At 69.5% G+C, this 20,018-nt stretch carries 19 protein-coding genes; all 19 read right to left on the bottom strand.

The features are described from left to right. Positions 1 to 15: 15 nt before the first annotated feature. The 19 genes from U5775_RS01275 to U5775_RS01185 all read right to left on the bottom strand — a co-directional run bounded on the left by U5775_RS01275 (position 16) and on the right by U5775_RS01185 (position 20,007). Positions 16 to 1,074, bottom strand: coding sequence for a WD40/YVTN/BNR-like repeat-containing protein (locus tag U5775_RS01275; RefSeq protein WP_322056304.1), 1,059 nt, complete (start codon positions 1,072 to 1,074; stop codon positions 16 to 18). A 125-nt stretch (positions 1,075 to 1,199) separates the two neighbouring features. Next, the gene (locus U5775_RS01270; protein ID WP_322056303.1) at positions 1,200 to 2,405 is read right to left on the bottom strand and encodes an acetyl-CoA C-acyltransferase; all 1,206 of its coding nucleotides are present in this window, start codon (positions 2,403 to 2,405) and stop codon (positions 1,200 to 1,202) included. A 48-nt stretch (positions 2,406 to 2,453) separates the two neighbouring features. Then, complete coding sequence (locus tag U5775_RS01265) at positions 2,454 to 2,945, bottom strand: MaoC family dehydratase (RefSeq protein ID WP_322056302.1); 492 nt, start codon at positions 2,943 to 2,945, stop codon at positions 2,454 to 2,456. Further along, entirely contained in the window at positions 2,942 to 3,745 is an 804-nt protein-coding gene (locus U5775_RS01260) for an SDR family oxidoreductase (RefSeq protein ID WP_322056301.1), read from the bottom strand. Before U5775_RS01260 ends, U5775_RS01265 begins: the two co-directional genes overlap by 4 nt. Further along, positions 3,742 to 4,965 carry an acyl-CoA dehydrogenase family protein gene (locus U5775_RS01255; RefSeq protein ID WP_322056300.1) on the bottom strand — a complete coding sequence of 408 codons (1,224 nt, stop codon included), beginning with the start codon at positions 4,963 to 4,965 and terminating at the stop codon, positions 3,742 to 3,744. The genes U5775_RS01260 and U5775_RS01255 overlap by 4 nt, the downstream gene beginning before the upstream one ends. Continuing rightward, the gene (locus U5775_RS01250; protein ID WP_322056299.1) at positions 4,962 to 6,224 is read right to left on the bottom strand and encodes an acyl-CoA dehydrogenase family protein; all 1,263 of its coding nucleotides are present in this window, start codon (positions 6,222 to 6,224) and stop codon (positions 4,962 to 4,964) included. Before U5775_RS01250 ends, U5775_RS01255 begins: the two co-directional genes overlap by 4 nt. Before the next feature lie 4 nt (positions 6,225 to 6,228). Continuing rightward, positions 6,229 to 7,107: an SDR family oxidoreductase gene (locus U5775_RS01245; RefSeq protein WP_322056298.1), complete on the bottom strand. Its 879-nt coding sequence runs from the start codon at positions 7,105 to 7,107 to the stop codon at positions 6,229 to 6,231. A gap of 97 nt (positions 7,108 to 7,204) precedes the next feature. Continuing rightward, positions 7,205 to 8,356 (bottom strand): acetyl-CoA C-acetyltransferase, encoded by a 1,152-nt coding sequence (locus U5775_RS01240; RefSeq protein WP_322056297.1) that lies wholly within the window; start codon positions 8,354 to 8,356, stop codon positions 7,205 to 7,207. Positions 8,357 to 8,367: 11 nt separating this feature from the next. Then, positions 8,368 to 9,426, bottom strand: coding sequence for an acyl-CoA dehydrogenase family protein (locus tag U5775_RS01235; RefSeq protein ID WP_322056296.1), 1,059 nt, complete (start codon positions 9,424 to 9,426; stop codon positions 8,368 to 8,370). Positions 9,427 to 9,519: 93 nt separating this feature from the next. After that, positions 9,520 to 10,689: an acyl-CoA dehydrogenase family protein gene (locus U5775_RS01230; RefSeq protein WP_322056295.1), complete on the bottom strand. Its 1,170-nt coding sequence runs from the start codon at positions 10,687 to 10,689 to the stop codon at positions 9,520 to 9,522. After that, complete coding sequence (locus tag U5775_RS01225; RefSeq protein WP_322056294.1) at positions 10,686 to 11,543, bottom strand: enoyl-CoA hydratase family protein; 858 nt, start codon at positions 11,541 to 11,543, stop codon at positions 10,686 to 10,688. The genes U5775_RS01230 and U5775_RS01225 overlap by 4 nt, the downstream gene beginning before the upstream one ends. Before the next feature lie 86 nt (positions 11,544 to 11,629). Continuing rightward, positions 11,630 to 12,754: a nitronate monooxygenase gene (locus tag U5775_RS01220; RefSeq protein WP_322056293.1), complete on the bottom strand. Its 1,125-nt coding sequence runs from the start codon at positions 12,752 to 12,754 to the stop codon at positions 11,630 to 11,632. Then, positions 12,751 to 13,650 carry an enoyl-CoA hydratase gene (locus U5775_RS01215; protein WP_322056292.1) on the bottom strand — a complete coding sequence of 300 codons (900 nt, stop codon included), beginning with the start codon at positions 13,648 to 13,650 and terminating at the stop codon, positions 12,751 to 12,753. Before U5775_RS01215 ends, U5775_RS01220 begins: the two co-directional genes overlap by 4 nt. Before the next feature lie 16 nt (positions 13,651 to 13,666). Beyond that, the gene (locus U5775_RS01210; protein WP_415913497.1) at positions 13,667 to 14,428 is read right to left on the bottom strand and encodes a CoA-transferase subunit beta; all 762 of its coding nucleotides are present in this window, start codon (positions 14,426 to 14,428) and stop codon (positions 13,667 to 13,669) included. A 47-nt stretch (positions 14,429 to 14,475) separates the two neighbouring features. Further along, a complete protein-coding gene (locus tag U5775_RS01205; RefSeq protein ID WP_322056290.1) occupies positions 14,476 to 15,363 on the bottom strand; it encodes a CoA transferase subunit A in 888 nt (295 codons plus the stop codon). Positions 15,364 to 15,372: 9 nt separating this feature from the next. Continuing rightward, positions 15,373 to 16,275, bottom strand: a complete 903-nt coding sequence (locus U5775_RS01200; RefSeq protein ID WP_322056289.1) for a VOC family protein — start codon at positions 16,273 to 16,275, stop codon at positions 15,373 to 15,375. Positions 16,276 to 16,373: 98 nt separating this feature from the next. Beyond that, complete coding sequence (locus tag U5775_RS01195) at positions 16,374 to 17,993, bottom strand: FadD3 family acyl-CoA ligase (RefSeq protein ID WP_322056288.1); 1,620 nt, start codon at positions 17,991 to 17,993, stop codon at positions 16,374 to 16,376. A 110-nt stretch (positions 17,994 to 18,103) separates the two neighbouring features. After that, positions 18,104 to 19,234, bottom strand: coding sequence for a ferredoxin--NADP reductase (locus U5775_RS01190; protein WP_322056287.1), 1,131 nt, complete (start codon positions 19,232 to 19,234; stop codon positions 18,104 to 18,106). Positions 19,235 to 19,242: 8 nt separating this feature from the next. Further along, a complete protein-coding gene (locus U5775_RS01185; RefSeq protein ID WP_322056286.1) occupies positions 19,243 to 20,007 on the bottom strand; it encodes an SDR family oxidoreductase in 765 nt (254 codons plus the stop codon). Positions 20,008 to 20,018: the final 11 nt, after the last annotated feature.

Genomic DNA, 20,018 nt, shown 5'->3' with positions numbered 1-20,018 from the left:
CGGGGTTCCTTGGCCTCAGGACGGTGCGTTCGATGGTGCGTTCGACGAAGCGTTTGCGTTGGCATTGGAACCCGCGAGCTTCGCGGCATTCGCGAGGTCGCGCGGCGCGGGCACGGTCTGCGCGGGCATGGTCCAGCGCGCCACGCCTGCCTCGCCGGCCACCAGCAAGCGGCCTTGCCCTTCGTCGAGCACGGCGGCCAGGCTCTGCACGCCGCCCGCCTTGCGCACGGCATAGTGCTCGCCCGCGTCGTCGGAGGTGACGATGGCGCCGCCCTGCCCGACCAGCACGAGGCGCCCGCCCTTCAACTGCGTCGCGCCGAAGTACGAGACGCCCACGCCGCTGTCGACGTGGGTCCACGTCTGCCCGCCGTCCGCCGAGCGCAGCACGTTGCCGCGCATGCCGTAGGCGAGCCATTCGCCGTCGGCGAGCGGCAGCACGCCGAAGAGCGACCCCGCATACGGCGACGCACGCTTGTCCCAGGTCGCGCCGTCGTCGTTGGAGACGAGCAGCGTGCCCGTCTCGCCCGCGATCACGATGCGCCCCTTGCCGTCGCCCGCAATCGCGTTGAGATGGCGGTCGCCCGTCGGGGTCTTTTCGGCGCTCCACGTCGCGCCCTCGTCGTGCGAAACGAAGAGTTGTCCGAAGCTGCCGGCTACGAAGATCGGCCCGTTCGCCTGCCCCCAGATCGCGAGCAGCGGGTCGGAGTGGCGGCGGTCGAAGTGGGTTTCCTGCCAGTGCTCGCCGCCGTCCACGGTGCGCAGGATCCAGCCGTCGTGCCCCACGGCAATGCCGATGCGCGGCGAAACGAAGAACACCTGCGTGAGCGTGGAGGCCTCGTCGGGCGCGACCGTGGCGCGGCGCCAGCTTGCGCCCGCGTCGTCGCTGAGCAGGATCACGCCGCGCTCGCCCACGGCAACCGTGCGCGAGCCCGCTTGCGCGAGGCCGTTGATCTGCAGATGATTGGCCGCGATGGTACTGGCGGGAAAGGCGGGCAACGGACGCGGCGAGAACGCGAACAGCGCCGCGCCCAGCACCGCCGCCGACATCAGCAGGCCGGGAAGCGTATTTTTCACGGAGTGTCTCCTCCAGGTGGTACGTATTGCTGTTGTGCTTTTTTTGCTGCGGCCGCCGCTGCATCGCTGCCATGCGTGCGCGGCGGGTACTGCGTGTACGGCTTGGGTATGACTTGTCTCGCGGTCTACGCCGCGACTTCGAACAGCGCGGCCGCGCCCATGCCGCCGCCGATGCACATCGTCACCACGGCGAGCCGCACGCCGCGCCGCTTTGCCTCGATGAGCGCGTGCATCGTCATGCGCGCACCGGACATGCCGAACGGATGGCCCAGCGCAATCGCGCCGCCGTTCACGTTCAGGCGCTCCATCGGAATGCCGAGCTGGTCGCGGCAGTAGATCGCCTGGCACGCAAACGCCTCGTTGAGCTCCCAGAGGCCGATGTCGTTGACCGTGAGCTTGTGGCGCTCGAGCAAACGCGGCACCGCGAAGACGGGCCCGATACCCATCTCGTCGGCTTCGCAGCCCGCCACCGCGAGGCCGCGGAACGTGCCCAGCGGCGCGAGGCCGCGCGCGCGGGCGCTTTGCGCGCTCATCACCACGACGGCGGCCGCGCCGTCCGAAAGCTGCGAGGCATTGCCCGCCGTGATGAATTCGCCCTGTGCGACGGCTTCGCCGCCGCTCCAGACGGGCTTGAGCGCGGCGAGGCTCGCGGCGCTCGTCTCGGCGCGGTTGCATTCGTCGCGTTCGGCGCGCACCGCTTCATGGCCCGTGACGTTGCCTTCTTTGTCGAACAGCGCGCGGCGCACGTCGAGCGGCACGATCTCGGCGTCGAAGCGCCCCGCGGCCTGCGCCGCGGCCGTGCGCTGCTGGCTCACAAGTGAATAGGCATCCTGATCGATCCGGCTGATGCCATAGCGGCGCGACACCACTTCGGCCGTCTCGATCATCCCCATATAGGCGGCGCTCTGCTGCGCGAGCACGCTCTCGGCACGCGCGCGATAGCTGTTCTTGTGGCGGTTCTGTGTGAGCGTGATCGACTCCACGCCGCCCGCCACGACGATGTCCGCGTCGCCACAGGCGATGCTGCGCGCGGCCACCGCGATCGACATGAGCCCCGACGAGCACATGCGGTCGAGTGCCATGCCGGGCACGCTCGCGGGCAGCCCAGCGGCAATCGCCGAAAGACGCCCGATGTTGTAGCCCTGGGTGCCCTGCTGCGCGGCGCAGCCCATGATGACGTCGTCGACCTCGCGGCCTTCGAGACCCGCGCGCGCCACGGCCTCGCGCACCACGTGGCCGCCCAGCGCGGGCGCCTCCGTATCGTTGAAAGCACCCCGGTAGGCCTTGCCGATGGGCGTACGCGCCACCGAGACAATCACGGCTTCGTTCATCGAATGTATTCCCGTTTTTTCCGTATCACGGATGAAATCAATCTGGACTCAGAAGTAGTAGCGGCTGATGGTGTCGGCCACGCAGCCCGGCTTGGGCTCGCCCTCTATCTCGACGCTCACGCGTATCCACGCCTGCACGCCGCCTTCGAGCGCCTCGGCGCGCAGCAGCTCGGCCACGCCGCGCACGCGTGCGCCCACGCGCACCGGCGCCGGAAAACGCACGCGCTCGCAGCCGTAGTTCACGCCCATGCGCGCGCCGTCGATGCGCACGATCTGCGGCAGGAAGTAGTTGACGAGCGAAAGCGAGAGATAGCCGTGCGCGATGCAGCCGCCGAACGGGCCGCTGCGCGCGAGCTCGGGGTCCACATGGACCCATTGATGATCGAGCGTGGCGTCGGCAAACAGGTCGATGCGCGCCTGGTCGATGGCGAACCACGGGCTCGCGCCAAGGCGCTCGCCCACCGCTTCGAGCAGTTCGGCCGGTTGCGCGAACACGCGCACGGGCGTGGCCTCGGGAGTCGCGTCGAGCGTGCTCATCATGCGTGCTGGCTGCTCACGGAGAGCACTTCGCCGGTGAGATACGACGCGTAGTCGCTTGCGAGGAACACCATCACGTTTGCCACCTCCCAGACTTCGGCGGCGCGCCCAAAAGCTTCGCGCGCGGCCAGTTGTTCGAGCAGTTCGGCCGGAGCCGACTTCTTCAGAAAATCGTGCAGCGCAATGCTGGGCGCCACCGCGTTGATGCGCACGCCATGCGGCGCGGCCTCCAGCGCCGTGCAGCGCGTGAGCGCCATGACGCCGGCCTTGGCGGCCGCGTAGTGCGCCTGCTCCGCCTGCGCGCGCCAGCCCAGCACAGAAGCGTTGTTGACGATCGTCCCGCGCCCGCGCGCCTGCATGTGGGGCAGCATCGCGCGCATCATGCGGAACGTGCCGGTAAGGCTAATGTCGATCACGCGCGACCATTGCGCATCGTCCATATCGACTAGGCGGCACGATCCGCCCAGGCCCGCGTTGTTGACGAGCACGTCCACGCCGCCGGTTTTTTCCTCCGCCTCGGCCACCAGCGCCCGCACCTGTTCTTCGTTGGAGACGTCGCACAGGCGGCCGTGGATGGCGTCCAGGCCGGTTTCGTCGCGCAGCCTCGCGACGGCTTCGGTCAGGCGCTTCTCGTGGATATCGGAGATGAACAGCGCGCGACAGCCCTCCTCCGCGCTGCGCCGCGCCGCCGCGAAGCCGATGCCCGCGCCCGCAGCGGCGGTGATGAGCACCGACTTGCCCGCGAGCAGTTGATGACCGGCCACATAGGGCGGCGCAATGGCGAGACCTTGGGATGCATTCATGCTTGACCTCTGGGTTCTTTCGGCATGCCGAGCCCGCGCTCGGCCATGATGTTGAGCTGGATTTCGTTGGTGCCGGCGTAGAGGGTGTCGGCGCGCGAGAACAGGAACACGCCCTGCAGGCGGCTGCGCTTCTGGTCGTTCGCATCGACGAGATTCGCGCGCTCGCCGAGCACGTCCATCGCGAGCTGGCCCAGATCGCGGTGCCAGTTCGACCAGTAGTACTTATAAATAAGCGATGATTTATCGGGCGCTGCCGATGCGTTATTACCCGCGCCCGCAAGCATGCGCAGCGCGTTGTAGCGCATCGTGCGCAGCCCGGCCCATGCCTTCGCGATACGCGCGCGGATGGCGGGATCGTCGGCCACGCCCGCCTCCCGCGCCGCCTCGATCACCCAGTCGAGCTCGCGGATGAACTGCATCTGCTGGCCGAGCGTGGAGATGCCGCGCTCGAAGCCGAGCAGCGTCATCGCGATGCGCCAGCCGTTGCCGGGCTCGCCCACGAGATCGGCGGCTTCGGCGCGCGCGCCGTCGAAGAAGACTTCGTTGAACTCCGCGCCGCCGTTCATCTGGCGGATCGGGCGGATCTCCACGCCGGGCTGGTCGAGCGGCACGAGCAGGAACGAGAGGCCCTTGTTGCCGCGCGATTGCGGGTCGCTGCGCGCGAGCACGAAGATCCATTCGGAGTCGTGCGCGAGCGAGGTCCAGACCTTCTGGCCGTCTATGCGCCATGCGCCGTCGGGCTGGCGTTCAGCGCGCGTGCGCACGTTCGCGAGGTCCGAGCCCGCGCCGGGCTCCGAATAGCCCTGGCACCAGAACTGCGTGCCTGCGAGGATGCCGGGCAGAAAGCGCGCGCGCTGGTCCGCGTTGCCGCAGGCGATCAGCGTGGGGCCGAGCAGGCCCTCGCCGATGTGGCCCATGCGGCCGGGGCCGCCCGCGCGCGCATATTCCTCGTGGAAGATCACCTGGTCGGCGATGCTCCAGCCGCGCCCGCCCGCCTCCACGGGCCAGCCGAGGCCAGTCCAGCCGCCCGCCGCCAGCTCGCGCTCCCACGCCTTGCGCAGCGCGGGAAACGCGTCCTCGTCGCCGGGGCCGCCGCGGTAGCGCAGGCAGGCGAATTCGCCGGTAAGGTGCGCGGCCATCCACGCGGCCACCTCGGCGCGCAGCCGTGCTTCGTGGCTGGCGCTTTTATCGCTGAAATCAGGATCGATGCGTGCGTTCATGCGTGGGCTCCTGCAAGTACCCCTGTGGAGACGGGGTCGACGGCATCGCAGCGCGCGCCGTCGATCACATGTCGCGCGAGCCAGCCCAACAGCCGCGAGGTCGAGCCGAACAGCGCGCCCGACGCCTGCGCACGCTTGAAATAAAGCTGTGGATCGTACTCCCAGGTAAATCCCACTCCGCCGTGCAACTGAATGGCTTCCTGCGCGCAGAAGCGGAACGTGTCGTTCGCGCTGGCCTTGGCCACGGCGATATCGGCGTATTGCGCAGCGGTGGGCGCGCCCTGCGCCGCGTCCCACGCTGCTGCCGCGCCCATCACTGCCGAGCGCGCCGCCTCCACCGCCACGAGCATTTCCGCGCAGCGATGCTTGACCGCCTGGAACGAGGCGATGGCGCGCCCGAACTGCACGCGCTCCGCCGTGTAGGCGAGCGTGAGGTCGAGGCATTGCTGCGCGCCGCCCAGTTGCTCGGCCGCGAGCGCGAGCGCCGCGAGCCATGCCGTTTCCGCAAGCGCCTGCTGCACCGCCGCGCCGCGCGCGAGGCATGCGGCTCGCGCCACACGGACGTCGTTCAGCGCGATGGCCGCGCATGGGCGCGTGGCGTCGAGCGTCGCGAGCGGCGTGCGCGTCACACCCGCGTGCGCCGTTTCGACGGCGAAGAGCGCGATCTCGTCAGGGCCGCCATCGGCGAGGCGCGCGGGCACGAGCAGCAGGTCGGCCATCACGCCGTCCAGCACGGCGGCGAGTGCGCCGGTCAGGCGGAAGCCGTCCAGTGTTTCACTGGCTTCGACGGTCAATGCCAGCGCCGCCAGACTCGATAATTCGTTGGCCTCAAACGGCGCCGCATGATCGATCGACAGCGCGGCGCGCGTCTCGCCCGCCGCGATGCGCGCGAGCCAGCGCACGGCTTCCTCGCTGCCCGCGTCCGCTTCGCTCGCGTGAGTTTCGTCCTCCGTGCAGCGGGCCAGCGCCTGCGCGGCCAGCACCGCCGTGCCGAAGTACGGCACGCACGCGAGCCGCTGCCCAAGCTGCTCCATCAGCAGAACTAATTCGGTGGCGCCCAGCCCCGCGCCACCCGCGCGCTCCGGCACGCTCAAGCCGCACCAGCCCAGCTCCGCCGCCACGGTCTGCCAGAGCGCCGCGTCGTAGCCCGCGTGGCCCTCGATCGCGCGGCGCACGTCGGCCGATGCGCTCTGCTGCGCGAGCACTTCGGCCGCGCTCTCGCGGATCATGACCTGCTCTTCGCTCAGTACGAGGTCCATGGCGTCAGCTTCCATAGACGCGCTGCGCCGGGCGCGCCTGCGCGACGAGCGCCGTCACCGCCGCGCCCACTTCGCTCGCGGGCCAGCGCGCGCCCCGGTCCACGCTCGGCCCCGTGCGCCAGCCTTCGGCCACCGCGATCACGCCACCCGAGACTTCGAACACCTGCCCCGTCACCGCGCCCGATGCCTCGCTCGCGAGCCACACGACGAGCGGCGCGACGTTGGCCGGATCGAACGCGTCGAAGCCGCCGTCCTCGGGCTTCTTCATCACCTCGGCGAACACGGTCTCGGTCATCGCCGTGCGCGCCGCGGGCGCGAGCGCGTTCACGCATACGCCATAGCGCTGGAGTTCGGCGGCCTGCATCAGCGTGAGCGCCGCGATGCCGGCCTTGGCCGCGCCATAGTTCGATTGCCCAATCGAGCCTTGCAGCCCCGCGCCCGAGCTCGTGTTGACGATGCGCCCCGCCACCGGCGCGCCGGCCTTCGCGGCGTCGCGCCAGCCGCGCGCAAGGATGTGCGCGAGACAGAAGTGGCCGCGCAGATGCACGCGCATCACGGCGTCCCAGTCGTCTTCGGTCATGCTCGTGAACATGCGGTCGCGGCAGATGCCCGCGTTGTTCACGAGCGCATGAACGGTGCCGAACGCGTCCTGCGCGGCATCGACGATGCGCTGCGCCGTGTCCATGCGCGTGATGTCGTCGGCGTTCGCGATCGCGCGGCCGCCCGCCAGCGCGATCTCCTCGCTCACGGCGCGCGCCGCGTCTTCGCGCACATCGTTGACCACGACCGCCGCGCCCTGCTCCGCCAGCGCAAGCGCATAGGCGCGCCCCAGCCCGCCGCCCGCGCCCGTGACGATCACCGTCCGTTCCTTGCAGATTCCCATGCCTGACCTCTCGTTGTATTGCTCTTGCCGTGGCTCGTGCGGATCGAGCCGCACGAGCCATGTGCGCGCTATTTGCACGCCATTGCCGATGCGGGCTTCAAAGCCGCTCGACGATCGTCACGTTCGCGAGGCCGCCGCCTTCGCACATCGTCTGGAGTCCGTAACGACCGCCGGTGCGTTCGAGCTCGTGCAGCAGCGTCGTCATGAGACGCGCGCCCGTTGCGCCCAGCGGATGCCCCAGCGCGATCGCGCCGCCGTTCGGATTCGTGCGCGCCGGGTCGTAGCCGGTCTCCGCGAGCCACGCGAGCGCGACCGACGCGAACGCCTCGTTGATCTCCACCGCGTCGATGTCGTTCATCGCGAGCCCCGCCTTCTTCAGCGCGTGGCGCGTGGCGGGAATCGGCGCGGTCAGCATCCAGAGCGGGTCGTCGCCGAGCACGCTCAGGTGATGGATGCGCGCGCGCGGCGTGAGGTTGTAGCGGCGCAGCGCCTCCTCCGAGACGATCAGCAGCGCCGCCGCCGCGTCGCAGGTCTGACTCGACACGGCCGCCGTGAGCGAGCCGCCCGGCATCAGCGCTTCGAGCGACGCCATCTTTTCGAGCGAGGTGTCGGGGCGCGGAGTCTCGTCGCGCGCGAGGCCGAAGCACGGCACGATCTCGCGCTCGAAACGCTTTTCCTCGATGGCGGCCACCGCTCGCTGGTGGCTCTGCAGCGCATAGCGCTCCATCGCTTCGCGCGAAAGGCTCCAGTGGTCGGCGATGCGCTGCGCCGCGCCGAATTGCGAAACCGGCGCGTCGCCAAAGCGCGCGCGCCAGCCCGCGCTGCCCGAGAACGGGTCGGAAAAGCCGAGCGGCAGCGCGGCCGTCATCGCCGACGAGATGGGGATTTGCGTCATCGTCTGCACGCCGCCCGCGATCACCACGTCCTGCGTGCCGCTCATCACCGCCTGCGCCGCGAAGTGCACGGCCTGCTGCGAGGAGCCGCACTGGCGGTCCACGGTCACGCCCGGCACCGTGAGCGGCAGGCCGCCCGCGAGCCAGCAGGTGCGCGCGATATTGCCCGCGAGCGGGCCGATGGTGTCCACGCAGCCGAACACGACGTCGTCGTAATCCTCGGCGGGAATCGCGTTGCGCTTGACGATCTCCTGCAGCACGAAGCCGCCCAGGTCGGCGGCGTGCACCGGCGCGAGCGTGCCCTTGCGGCGGCCCGTGGGCGTGCGCAGCGCATCGACGATATAGGCTTGTTTCATGGTCACTCCCGTCACTCCAGTTCGAAGGTGCGCGCGGGGCCGATGGGCATCCGTGCGTCGATGAGCGTGCTGGCCACGCGCTCGCGATGAAACGTGGCGTCGCCCCAACTGCCCGCGAGCGCCCAGATGCGCTTGACGAAGATCTGCAGGTCGAGCTCCCACGTGTAGCCCATCGCGCCGTGCACCTGAATCGCATTGCGCGCGGCCAGTTGCGCGGCCGAGAGCGCGGCGAGCTTCGCGTGCGAGACGTAGAGCGCGCGCTGCGGGTCGTCGGTGGCGAGCGCGCAGGCCGCGCGATAGACCACGGGGCGCGCGAACTCGTAGCGGATCGCGACGTCGGCGAGCAGATGCTTCACGGCCTGATACGCGCCGATGGGCTTGCCGAACTGCTTGCGCTCCGAGGTATAGTCGATGGCCGCGTCGAGCACGCGCTGCGTGAGGCCGAGCAACTGCGCGGCCACCGCGAAGGCGCCGTGATCGAGCATCGCGGCGATGAGCGGCGTGGCTTCGTCCGCATCGGCGATACGCGTGGAGGCATTGGGCGTCCATTGCAGCTCGAAGAGACGCCGCGACGGGTCCACGCTTTCGACTGCCTTGCGCGTGCATGCGGTGGGCGCCACGCGATGCAGCTCGCCGTCGCGCTCGCAGAGCAATACGTGCGCGACATGTGCATCGGCGACATAGGGATTCACGGAATGCCCGAGCGCCACGCGCGCGTTGCCGGCCGCGATCTGCGCGAGCAGCGTGTCGCGCCAGTCGCTCGCGGGCAGCCGTGCGAGCAGTGCCACGGTCACGAGCGAAGTGTCCATCAGCGTATCGGGTCCGCCGAAATAGCCCCACGTTTGCGCGAGCAGCGCCCATTCGGCCGCCGACATGCCCAGGCCGCCCAGCGCCTCGGGCACCGAAACCGCGGTCATGCCCTGCGCCGCCAGTTGCGCCCAGCCCGCTTCCGAGCGCCCGGTCCCGGTCTCCCAGAGCTCGCGGATCAGCTCCGGCGTGAGCTCGGTCATCAGGTAGCGCCGTACGGTATCGGCCAGCGCTTCCTGGTCTTCGTTGAATGAAAAGTCCATATGTCTCCCTGTTGCCGCGCCGCGCCCATTCGATATCGTCAGCATTCCGAATCGAATGGCCGGCGGCGGCGAGCCGCTTGTTCGATGTCTGCCCTACCCGCGCGGCATGCCCAGCATGCGTTCGGCGACGATGTTGCGCTGGATCTCGTTGGTGCCCGCATAGATCGGCCCGGCCTGCGCGAACAGGAAGCCGTCGAGCCAGTTGCCGAGGCGCGCATGCGCCGCGCTGCCGTGCGGCACCACCTCCGCCTGTGCGCCCAGAATGTCGAGCGCCGTCTGATGGAGCCGCAAATCCAGCTCCGACCAGAACACCTTGTTGGTGCTCGATTCCGCGCCGATATGCCCGCCCTTCTGCAAGCGGCTCGCCGTCATGTAGGTGGAGAGCGCATAGGCCTGCGCATCCATCCACGCGGCGGCCACGCGCTCGCGCAGCGACGGGTCGCGCCGCGCCGCCTCGGGATGCGCGAGCAGCAACTCGCGCAGCGCCTCGGCCGTGCGCTGGAAACGCGCGGGAGAACGCAGCATCAGGCCGCGCTCGAAGCCCGCCGTCGCCATCGCCACGTGCCAGCCCATGCCTTCGCCCGCGATGCGGTTGGCGGCCGGCACGCGCACGTCGTCGAAGAAGATCTCGGCGAAGCCCGTCTGCCCGTTCAACTGGCGGATGGGCCGCACCGTCACGCCCGGCGCGTTCAACGGCACCATCAGGAATGTGAGGCCGTGGTGGCGCGTGGACTGCGGGTCGCTGCGAAAGAGGCCGAACAGCCAGTCGGCCCAGACCGCGCGCGTCGACCAGATCTTCTGCCCGTTGATCACGTAGTCGTCGCCGTCACGAAACGCGCTCGTGCGGATCGCGGCCATGTCCGAGCCCGCGTTCGGCTCGGACCAGCCCTGCGCCCACACGTGCTCGCCCGAGGCCATCGCGGGCAGGAAGCACGCCTTCTGCTCGTCGGTGCCGAAGTCCATCAGCGTGGGGCCGAGCAGGAAGATGCCGTTCTGGTTCACGCGCATGGGGGCGTCGGCGCGCCAGTATTCCTCCTCGAAGATCAGCCACTCGATCAGATCGCAGCCGCGCCCGCCCAGCTCGCGCGGCCACGTGACCATGCTCCAGCGGCCCGAGTGCAGCGTGCGCTCCCATTCTCGATGCGCGGCAAAGCCCGCTTCGGTATCAAAGCTCGGCAACGGCGCGCGCGGCACGTGCTCTCCAAGCCACGCGCGGATTTCCTCGCGAAACGCGCGTTGTTGCGGTGTGTAGTCGAGCTTCATGCGCGGCCCTCGCCCGATTGCGTCGCGTCGAAGCGCGCCTCGCGCTTTTCCACGAACGCGCTGCGCGCTTCGGTCGAATCGTTCGACATATAGGCCTGCAGCGTGAAGCCCTGTTCCCAGCGGTATTTGTCTTCGAGGTCGCCGTCTTCCACGCCGTTGAGCGCTTCCTTCGCGAGCGCGAGCATCGTGCCGCTCTTTTCGGCGATGCGCTGCGCGAGTTCGAGCGCCGCGTCGCGCAACTGCTCGCGCGGCACGACGCGCTCCACGGCGCCCAGCCGCCATGCTTCATCGGCGTGCACCATATCGCCCGTGAAGTACATCGCGCGAACCTTCTGCACACCGAACATTCTTTGCAGATGCGCGCCGCCGCCCATCGCGCCGCGGTCGATCTCGGGCACGCCAAAGCGCGCGCACTGTGAGGCGATCACGATATCGGCCGCGCCGCAAATGCCGATGCCGCCGCCCAGCACGAAGCCGTGCACCGCGACGATCACGGGCTTCGGGCTGCGGTGCACGGCGCGAAACGTCGCGTAGTTGCCCGCGTTCACCGCCACGATGCGCTCGGGATGCGCCGAGAGCTCCTTGATGTCGACGCCCGCGCAAAAGCCGCGCCCCACGCCGCGCAGCACGATCACGCGCACGCCGTCGTCGCGGCCGAGCGCGTCGATGGCCGCCGCGAGCGCGTACCAGTCCTCGCTGTCGAGCGCGTTGACGGGCGGGCGATCGAGCGTGAGCTCGGCCACCGCGCCATCGTTACCCACGCGCGCGATCGAGAAGGCCGTCTGCCTTCCGGCCCGTGCGGCGTCGGCCACGTTCGTCCCATTCGTTGTTCCGTTATGACTTGCTTGTGTCATGTTCCCCGTCCCTCGTCTCGTGAATGGGTCAATGCCTGAATGCTTCGCTTCATGTTGCCGTTCATCTCGTCAGCGCATCTTGCTCACTACGCACGCGCCGTATCGGCTTGCGCGTGCAGGCTCTCGCCGCGCAGCGCGGCCAGCGCGTCGAGCCGCTCGCAGGCCTCGCGCACGATGCTCAGAATCACCGTCTCGCACGGCTCGATCGCGCCGATCATCGCCGCCGCCTGGCCGCCCGGCAGCACGCCCTCGTCCGGCTGCCCTTCGACGATTGCGCGCTGGATCAGGTACGGCGCGTTAGCGGCCATGAGCGTCTGACTCGCGGTATAGCCGTGCTCGCGCAGCGCCTTCATGCCGATGGCCGCCATCTGCGCGAGCGAGAGGCCGTTCTGGCGGCGCCATGCCTGCGCGGTGCGCAGCGCAAAGAGCGTGCGGCGCAGCGGCCCGAGCGATTCCAGATGCAGCAGATACGGGTTGTCGATCATGCGTTGCGGCAGGCCGTCGAGCGCCGCCGAAACGCGGATCTGCGCCGGGTCCTTCACGGCCACGTAGCGCGAGAGCGTCTCGCGCGGCACGGGCGACTCCTCGGTCATGAGAAAGCGCGTGCCCATCGCGATGCCCGCCGCGCCGTAGCCGAGCGCGGCGGCAAGACCGCGTCCGTCAAAGAAGCCGCCCGCCGCGATCACGGGCACCTGCACGGCGTCGAGCACGCGCGGCAGCAGCAGCGTAGTGGGCACCGAGCCAGTGTGGCCGCCGCCTTCGGCGCCCTGCACGGTCACCGCATCGGCGCCGAGCTCGACGGCCTTGGCCGCATGCTTGGGCGCGCCCACCGTGGGAATGCAGAGCACGCCCGCGTCCTTGAAGCGGCGGATCGTCTTCGCGTCGGGGCCGCGTCCGTAGCTCACCGCGCGCAGCCGGTGGCGGATCGCGAGATCGACGACCTGCGCCGCGTTGGGCTGGAACATATGGAAGTTGATGCCGAAGGGCCGGTCCGTGAGCGATTTCACGCGCAGGATCTCGGCCTCCACGCGCTCGGGCTCGAGCGTCGCGCCCGCGAGAAAACCGAAGCCGCCTGCGTTGCAGGTGGCCGCGACGAGGCGCGCGTCGGCCACCCAGCCCATGGCCGTCTGCACGACCGGATAGCGGCAGCCGAGCAGGTCCGTGAGCGGCGTGCGCAATCCGGCGGGCACTTCAACGGCGCTCGCGTTCATGACCTGCCCTCCGGCGCGGCTTCCTTCGCGCTCGCGCCCGGCGTGCGCTGCGATTGCGCCATCTTGCGCGCGTCGTAGCCGCCCAGGCGGTCGCCGCTCACGAGCTCGTTGTGCGCGTGCGCGAAGTGATGCCACGCGAACGCGGCGTCCATCGCCGCGCGCTTGCCCTGCAGCTCTTCCACGTGGTTGATCGCCTGCTTGGTGAGCGTAAGGCCGAGGCGCGGCATCGCCGCGATCTTCGTGGCCATCTCGTAGACGCTCTCGCGCAACGCCTCGCGCGGCACGACGCGGTTGAGCATGCCCATCTGCTGGGCGCGCTGTGCGTTCATGCGCTCGCCAAGAAATAAGAACTCCTTGGCAATGCGCGGATTCAGCTCATAGGCATGCGCGAAATACTCCACGCCGGGAATGCCCATCCGCACGACCGGGTCCGCAAAAAAAGCGTCCTCCGATGCGACGATCAGATCGCAGACCCACGCGAGCATCAAGCCGCCCGCCACGCAGGCGCCCTGCACCATCGCGATGGTCGGCTTGGGCAGATCGCGCCAGCGGCGGCACATGCCCAGATAGACTTCCTGCTCGCGCGCGTATAGGAATTCGCCGCCCTCCTTGTTCACATGGTCGTACCAGAGCGACTGGCGCTCGAACGAAGTGTCGATGTCACGGCCCGGCGTGCCGATGTCGTGGCCCGCCGAAAAATGCTTGCCCGCGCCGGCGAGCACGATGACCTTCACGGCGTCGTCGTGGGCCGCGCGCTGGAACGCCGCGTCGAGCGCATAAGTCATCTTCGAGTTCTGCGCGTTGTGGTACTCGGGGCGGTTCATCGTGATGGTGGCGATGCCGTCCGCCACCTCGTAAAGCACCACTTCTTCGTTATGCGAAAGACTTTCCTGCATGATGGCCTCGCTCGCTTTACACGCGCCGCGGCGCGGGATTGTCGCGCAGGATCGCTGCGCGCAGATTGTGCGGATCGAGCGCGCGCACGATGCGCAAGTCCTCGGCACCGGGCGGCGCCGTCGTGCCGATATCGTCGGCGGCGGCGAGCGCGAAGCCGGTGGCCGCCTGCACTTCGTCGAAGCTCACGCCCGGATGCAGCGAGCGCACGCGCACCGCGTGATCGGGGCCACCGAAGTCCATCACGCAGAGGTCGGTGACGATGGCGCGCAGATCCGTGAACGCGCGCATGCCCTCGATCTCGCGCGCCGGGTTGTAGCCCACGCTGCACACCATGTCGACTTCGCCGGCCACGAAGGTGCGCGTGCCATGGCCCGCCACGAAGAACGAATTCGCATGATTGATGCTGTTGCCGGGGAAGCCGCGCGCGCCCAGCAGTTGCGTCTTCGGCTTCGCGTAGTCGCTGCCGAGGCACGAGATGTTGGCCTGGCCGAAGCGGTCGATCTGCGTGGGCATCACGAGTGCGTGGCGGCGGCCGTGCCACACGCAGTCGAACACGCGCTCATAGGTCATCCAGCCGCTCGCCGCCACGCGATAGGCGGCGTCGCGCGGACCCAGCGGCACCGGTGTTTCGACGAGATACGCCTCGCCGTCGGTGAGCATGAGGCCGGGGTTGTACGCGAGGCGCGCGAGGCCCGCCGCGAGGCGCGGCCCCGTGCCGATGCCGGTGGCCAGCACCTCGCCGTCGTCGCGCCAGAGTCTCGCGGAGGCGACGATCATCAGCTCGGCGAGGGAATAGTCGATTGCGTCGTTCACGCTCGCTCCTTTCACAGAATCGGCAGCGGCAGCGCCGCGATATGGGAGGGGCCGCCCGCGCCCGCGAGCCAGGCGGATTCGTCGGGGCCCACGACGTCGCGCAGATACGCGGCGGTTTGCTCCGGGCTCGCCGCAGCGGCGCTGTACGCCTTCAGATGCGGCAGATCCCAGCCGTAGGCCGGCGCGCACGAGGTGGGATGCGCGCCGCACGGCGCGTGCACCACGCCCGTCACGAGCGAGCGCTCGAACGGGTTGCGGCGCGCCGCTTCGAGATCGGCGCTCGCGAGCGATTCCGCGAGCGTCTCGCAGCTCACGAAGGTGCGCTTCGCGGCGCGCGCGAACCATGCGTCGAAGAACGGATCGGGGCCGTCGATGCGGGTGTTGCCCATCGCGTCGGCGGCGTTCACGTGCAGCAGCGCGGCGTCGAGATCGATCGCCGGCATCGCGAGCAATGTTTCGTCATCCTCATAAGGCGAGCGAACCGTGCGCAGATGCGGCGCGTGGCGCAGCAAGTCGGTGCCGAGGCCCACGCGCGTGGGCAGGAACGGCAGGCGTGCCGCCGCGGCGCGCAGGCCCAGTTGCAGCAGGCCCTCGTCGAGTTCCCAGACGTCGATCGCGCCCGTTTCGCGCGCGCGGCGGAAATGCGCCTCCAGCGCAATCACGTCGAGCGAGACGAAGCCGAACACCACCTTCCTGACCTTGCCCGCGGCGCACAGCAGGCCCACGTCCGGGCCGCCGTAGGCGACCACGGTGAGATCGCGCAGCGGCGAGCGCACAATCTCGCGCACCAGCGCCATGGGCTTGCGGCGCGGGCCCCAGCCGCCAATGCCGATGGTCATGCCGTCTTCGAGCTGCGCGACCGCATCGCGCGCGCTCAGGCGTTTATCGAGCGTTTTCATCAGGGTTCCTCAAAATCCGATGCTGAAGTCGTGGCCCCAGAGGCTCACGCGCGTGGCTTCGTAGACGCTGTGTTCGCGCCAGTCCACCTGCAGGCCGCCATGGCCGTATTCGAGGTCGAAGCCGCCCGGCGTCTTCATGTAGAACGACGTCATCTGGTCGTTGCAATGGCGCCCGAGCGTGGCCGAGAGCTTCACGCCATGCGCGTTCATGCGGTCGAGCCCGCGGCCCACTTCGTCCATCGAGGAGACTTCGGCCATCACGTGGATGCAGCCCGAGGGCACGGCGAGGTCCATGATCGCGAGGCTGTGGTGCCGCGCGTTGCCGCAGTGCAGGAAGTGGATGCGCTTTTCGGGCTCTGCGGGGTCGGCGGAGAAGCGCACGCGGTAGATGTCGGAGAGGGCGAAGCCCAGCACATCGCGCAGGAAAGCGTCGGTGGCGTCGAAGGCCGGTGCGGGAAGCACCGTGTGGCCCAGACCCATGGCGCCGGTCACGAAGCCGGGCACGCCCACGGGCGAGACGAAGCGGCGGAAGTCCGAGCGCACGCCCCAGAAGAACTCATGGCGGTTGCCCGAAGGGTCGAGGCACCAGACCATCGCCTGGACGCGGCGCAGCGCCGTTTCTTCGGCGCTCGCGCGGCGCGGCTCGACACCCGCTTGTTCGAGCCGCGCGACGAGCGAGGCGAGCGCCGCTTCGTCGGCCAGTTCCCAGCCCGAGGCGAAGTAGCGGTCTTCGTCGCCGGGCACGATCAGGTAGCGGAAATCGCGCTCGTCCATCTTGAGGTACAGCGCGCCGTTCGTACCCTGCTTTGCCTCACACGCCTCCATGCCGAGCACGTTCTGCGCATAGTCGCGCCACTGCTCCACCTGTGCCGACTGCACGACGACGTAGCCCAACGCTCGCACATCGCTCATCTTCGCCCCTCCAGAAAACCCGTTGTAGTGAGGTCTATTCTGGCCGCCGGGGGCGGTCCCAACATCGTCTGTTGGGACTATGGGTCAAGGCCCGTCCATCAAGCGGGAGCGCCCTCCCTGGCCCCTTCGCGCAGGCGGTACTTGAGCACCTTGCCCGCCGCGCTCACGGGCAGCGCCTCGACGATCTCGATGCGGCGCGGCACCTTGTAGTTCGCCATGTTGCGGCGCGCCCACTCGGTGAGCGAGGCGGCATCGGCCTGGGCGCCCGCGCGCAGCACCACGTAGGCGTGCCCCACCTCGCCCAGGCGCGCGTCGGGCATGCCCACCACCGCGACCTGCGCGACGGCCTCGTGGGCCGCGAACAGGCGCTCGATTTCGGCCGGATAGCAGTTGAAGCCGCCCACGATGAACATGTCCTTGATGCGGTCCGTCACGCGCAGGTAGCCGCGCTCGTCCAGCGTGCCGAGGTCGCCGGTATGGAGCCAGCCATCGGCATCCACGGCCTGCGCCGTGGCCGCCGCGTCGTTCAGATAGCCGCGCATGACGTTGTAGCCGCGCACCCAGACTTCGCCGGTCTCGCCCGGCGCGACCGGCGCGCCGTCCGGCCCGGCGATGCGAACCTCCATGCCCGGCATCGCGCGGCCCGAGGTCTGCGCGACGGTGACGGCATCGTCGCCGTGGCGGCACAGCGTGGCGAATCCGCAGGACTCCGTAAGACCGTAGCCCGTGAGCACGATCTCGAAGTTCAGCTCCGCGCGCATGCGCTCGACGAGACTCGGCGCGATGGCGGCCGCGCCCGTGACCGCCACGCGCAGCGACGACAGATCGAGGCCCGCGAGCCCTGGCGTTTCGAGCAACGCGTGATAGAGCGTGGGCGGCCCCGGCAGCACGGAAACGCGCTCGCGCACCACGCGCTCGAGCACCGCTCGCGGGTCGAACACGAGATGCGGCAGCACCGTCGCGCCGCTCGTGAGCGCGGCGAGCCAGCCTGCCTTGTAGCCGAATGCGTGAAAGAACGGGCTGACGATCAGGTAGCGGTCGCCCTCGCGCAGCATCGCGATCCCGGCCCAGCCATGCGCCGCGCGCACGTTCTGGCCGTGCGCGGTCATCACGCCCTTCGGGCGGCCTGTGGTGCCCGAGGTGAACATCACGTCCATCAGCGTGTCCGGGCCCACTTGCGCTTCGCGCGCGCGAAATGCTTCGAGCGGCGTTTCCGAGGCGCGCGCGAGGAACTGCTGCCAGCTTTCGTCGTGGCCATTGTGACCATCGACATGGTCTGCGCCGAACACGATCACACGCTCCAGCGTGGCGGGCCGATGCGGCGCGAGCATCGCCGGATAATCCTCGCCAAGGAACGCGCCGCAACTGAACAGCACGCGCGCGCCGCTATCCGCGAGGATCGCGCCCGCTTCGAGTCCTTTCATGCGCGTGTTCACCGGAACGAGCGCCGCGCCCACACTCTGGATCGCGAGCGCGGCGACGATCCATTCGGCCAGATTGGGCGCCCAGATGGCGACGCGCTCGCCGGCGGCAACGCCGCAGGCCATCAGCGCGCGCGCCGCTTCGATGCGCGCGGCGTCGAGCTCGGCGTAGCTCAGGCTGCCCTCGGGCGTTTCGATCGCAATGCGCGCGCCGTAGCGCGCCGCGCCGCGTGCGATCAGCGCGGGCGTCGTCAGGGTTTCGTGGATGGACTCGTTGGGCGTCTGGTTGGGCGTCATCTTGGGACTCCGGAAATACATGCGCCGCCGCCGCGCGCGTCCGGGACGGCGCGCGAAGCGGCGGCGCTCAGGGCGAGGAACAACGCACGCACGATGTGCATGCGCCGCCCCTAATCGGGAAAGACGATACGCAGCTCGGCGCTCGCCGGCGTTGCGCTGCAGGCGAGCGTCCAGCCGGCGGCGCGCTCTTCTTCGTCGAGCACGCCGTTCCCGGCCAGCGTCACGCTGCCCGCCTCCACGCGGCACATGCATGCGCCGCACAGGCCGCTGCGGCACGAACTGGGCGGCGAGAGCCCTGCGCGTTCCATCGCGTCGAGCAGCGTCTCATTGGGCTCGCAGATGAATTGCGCGCTCGCGCCGTCGAGCTGTGTTTCGACATGCGCGGCTTGCGGCGCAGTTTGCTGGGCGGGTTGCGAGGCCGATTCGGCCGCGTCCCTGGCGGGCTCGCGCTCAGCGGGCGGCGCGGCCGCCGTCTGCGCCGGGGACTTAGCCTGGGCAGGCCGGTCGGGCAGCGAAGCGAAGCGCTCGACATGAATCTTCGCGCGCGGCAGCCCGAGCGCGAGCATCGCGGCCAGCGCGCTCTCCATGAAGAGCGCCGGGCCGCAAATGAAGCACTCCTGACGGCTCCACGGGCGCGCGAGCTCTTCGAGGTGACGCTGCTTCGGCACGCCCTGCACGCTGTCGAGCCAGTGAATCACGCGCAGCCTGCCCGGGTGCCGCTGGGCGAGATCGCGCAGCGCCGCGCCGAAGATCACTGACGACTCGTCGCGGTTCGCGTAGATCAGCGTGAGCATGCCGCGCCCGCCCACCAGCGCGGCCTTCAGGATCGAGAGCACCGGCGTGATGCCGCTGCCGCCCGCGAACAGCAGCAGGTCGTCGTCGAGCGAGCGCGGCGTGAAGACGCCCGCGGGCGCCATCACGTCGAGCTCGTCGCCGGGGCGCACGCTATCGCAGAGCCAGTTGGACGCGCGGCCCTCGCGCACGCGCTTGACCGTGATCTTCGGGGCCGCGTCCACGCCGGGCGCGCTCGAAAGCGAGTAGCAGCGCTGCAGCGCTGCGCCAATACCAGACGCGCCTGGTGCTTCTGGCGCGCCCGGCAGGCGTAGCGTGAGAAACTGCCCCGGCCGGTAGGAGAACGAATCAGCGAGCGCCGCGGGCAGCTCGAACACGAACGAGCGCGCATCGGCGCTTTCGGCTATCACGTCGGCCACTCGCAGCCGATGAAAACGCGCTTCGGTCATGGCGAGTCTCAGGCAACGCCCATGATCATCTGCGCGTTGTCGATGCGGTACTCGCTGCCGTTGATGAAGCGCGCTTCATCGGAGGCGAGGAACAGCACGAGCTGGGCGATGTCTTCGGGCAGGCACATGCGCGCGCGTGGATCGACCGATTCCGTGAGCTGCGCGCGGCCCGCTTCGGCCGAGCCGAAGAACGGCTCGGTCATGGGCGTGAGGATGCCGTCGGGGTGAATGGTGTTGGCGCGGATCTTGTAGCCCTGTTGCTTGCAGTAAGCGGCGATCGAGCGCGTCAGGGCCGTCACCGCGCCCTTGCTCGCCGAGTACGCGCAGAACATGCCGAGGCCGCCCAGCGCCGCCACCGACGACATGTTGACGATCGAGCCGCCCTTCTCCTTCATCGCGCGCACGGCCGCCTGGCAGCCGAGAAAGTAGCCTTCGGCGTTGATGCGCAGCACGCGCTGCCAGAGCTCCGGGGACGTGTCCTCGATGCTGCCGAGCTGCAGGATGGCCGCGTTGTTGACCAGCACGTCGGGCGTGCCGAACTGCTTTTGCGCCGCGCCGAACACGTCGTTCCAGCCCGCTTCCGAGGCGATGTCATGGCGCACGAACAGCGCCGCGTCGCCGATCTGCGCGGCCACGGCGCGGCCCGCTTCCTCATTCACGTCGGTGAGCACGACGCGCGCGCCCTCGGTGGCGAACAGCAGCGCGTCGGCTTTGCCCACACCGCTCGCGGCGCCCGTGATGATGGCGATCTTGCCCTTGAGTCTGTCTCCCATCTTCGTTCTCT

Origin of the sequence: Paraburkholderia sp. J63 (assembly GCF_905220245.1) — a bacterium.
Classification (GTDB): domain Bacteria; phylum Pseudomonadota; class Gammaproteobacteria; order Burkholderiales; family Burkholderiaceae; genus Paraburkholderia.
This window is presented reverse-complemented; position numbering and strand designations above follow the sequence as displayed.

What these genes read in the sequence shown, in the direction of transcription:
- U5775_RS01270 (WP_322056303.1), bottom strand. Translation starts at nt 2,405, where the DNA reads ATGAACGAAGCCGTGATTGTCTCGGTGGCGCGTACGCCCATCGGCAAG.
- U5775_RS01265 (WP_322056302.1), bottom strand. Translation starts at nt 2,945, where the DNA reads ATGATGAGCACGCTCGACGCGACTCCCGAGGCCACGCCCGTGCGCGTG.
- U5775_RS01260 (WP_322056301.1), bottom strand. Translation starts at nt 3,745, where the DNA reads ATGAATGCATCCCAAGGTCTCGCCATTGCGCCGCCCTATGTGGCCGGT.
- U5775_RS01255 (WP_322056300.1), bottom strand. Translation starts at nt 4,965, where the DNA reads ATGAACGCACGCATCGATCCTGATTTCAGCGATAAAAGCGCCAGCCAC.
- U5775_RS01250 (WP_322056299.1), bottom strand. Translation starts at nt 6,224, where the DNA reads ATGGACCTCGTACTGAGCGAAGAGCAGGTCATGATCCGCGAGAGCGCG.
- U5775_RS01245 (WP_322056298.1), bottom strand. Translation starts at nt 7,107, where the DNA reads ATGGGAATCTGCAAGGAACGGACGGTGATCGTCACGGGCGCGGGCGGC.
- U5775_RS01240 (WP_322056297.1), bottom strand. Translation starts at nt 8,356, where the DNA reads ATGAAACAAGCCTATATCGTCGATGCGCTGCGCACGCCCACGGGCCGC.
- U5775_RS01235 (WP_322056296.1), bottom strand. Translation starts at nt 9,426, where the DNA reads ATGGACTTTTCATTCAACGAAGACCAGGAAGCGCTGGCCGATACCGTA.
- U5775_RS01230 (WP_322056295.1), bottom strand. Translation starts at nt 10,689, where the DNA reads ATGAAGCTCGACTACACACCGCAACAACGCGCGTTTCGCGAGGAAATC.
- U5775_RS01225 (WP_322056294.1), bottom strand. Translation starts at nt 11,543, where the DNA reads ATGACACAAGCAAGTCATAACGGAACAACGAATGGGACGAACGTGGCC.
- U5775_RS01220 (WP_322056293.1), bottom strand. Translation starts at nt 12,754, where the DNA reads ATGAACGCGAGCGCCGTTGAAGTGCCCGCCGGATTGCGCACGCCGCTC.
- U5775_RS01215 (WP_322056292.1), bottom strand. Translation starts at nt 13,650, where the DNA reads ATGCAGGAAAGTCTTTCGCATAACGAAGAAGTGGTGCTTTACGAGGTG.
- U5775_RS01210 (WP_415913497.1), bottom strand. Translation starts at nt 14,428, where the DNA reads ATGATCGTCGCCTCCGCGAGACTCTGGCGCGACGACGGCGAGGTGCTG.
- U5775_RS01205 (WP_322056290.1), bottom strand. Translation starts at nt 15,363, where the DNA reads ATGAAAACGCTCGATAAACGCCTGAGCGCGCGCGATGCGGTCGCGCAG.
- U5775_RS01200 (WP_322056289.1), bottom strand. Translation starts at nt 16,275, where the DNA reads ATGAGCGATGTGCGAGCGTTGGGCTACGTCGTCGTGCAGTCGGCACAG.
- U5775_RS01195 (WP_322056288.1), bottom strand. Translation starts at nt 17,993, where the DNA reads ATGACGCCCAACCAGACGCCCAACGAGTCCATCCACGAAACCCTGACG.
- U5775_RS01190 (WP_322056287.1), bottom strand. Translation starts at nt 19,234, where the DNA reads ATGACCGAAGCGCGTTTTCATCGGCTGCGAGTGGCCGACGTGATAGCC.
- U5775_RS01185 (WP_322056286.1), bottom strand. Translation starts at nt 20,007, where the DNA reads ATGGGAGACAGACTCAAGGGCAAGATCGCCATCATCACGGGCGCCGCG.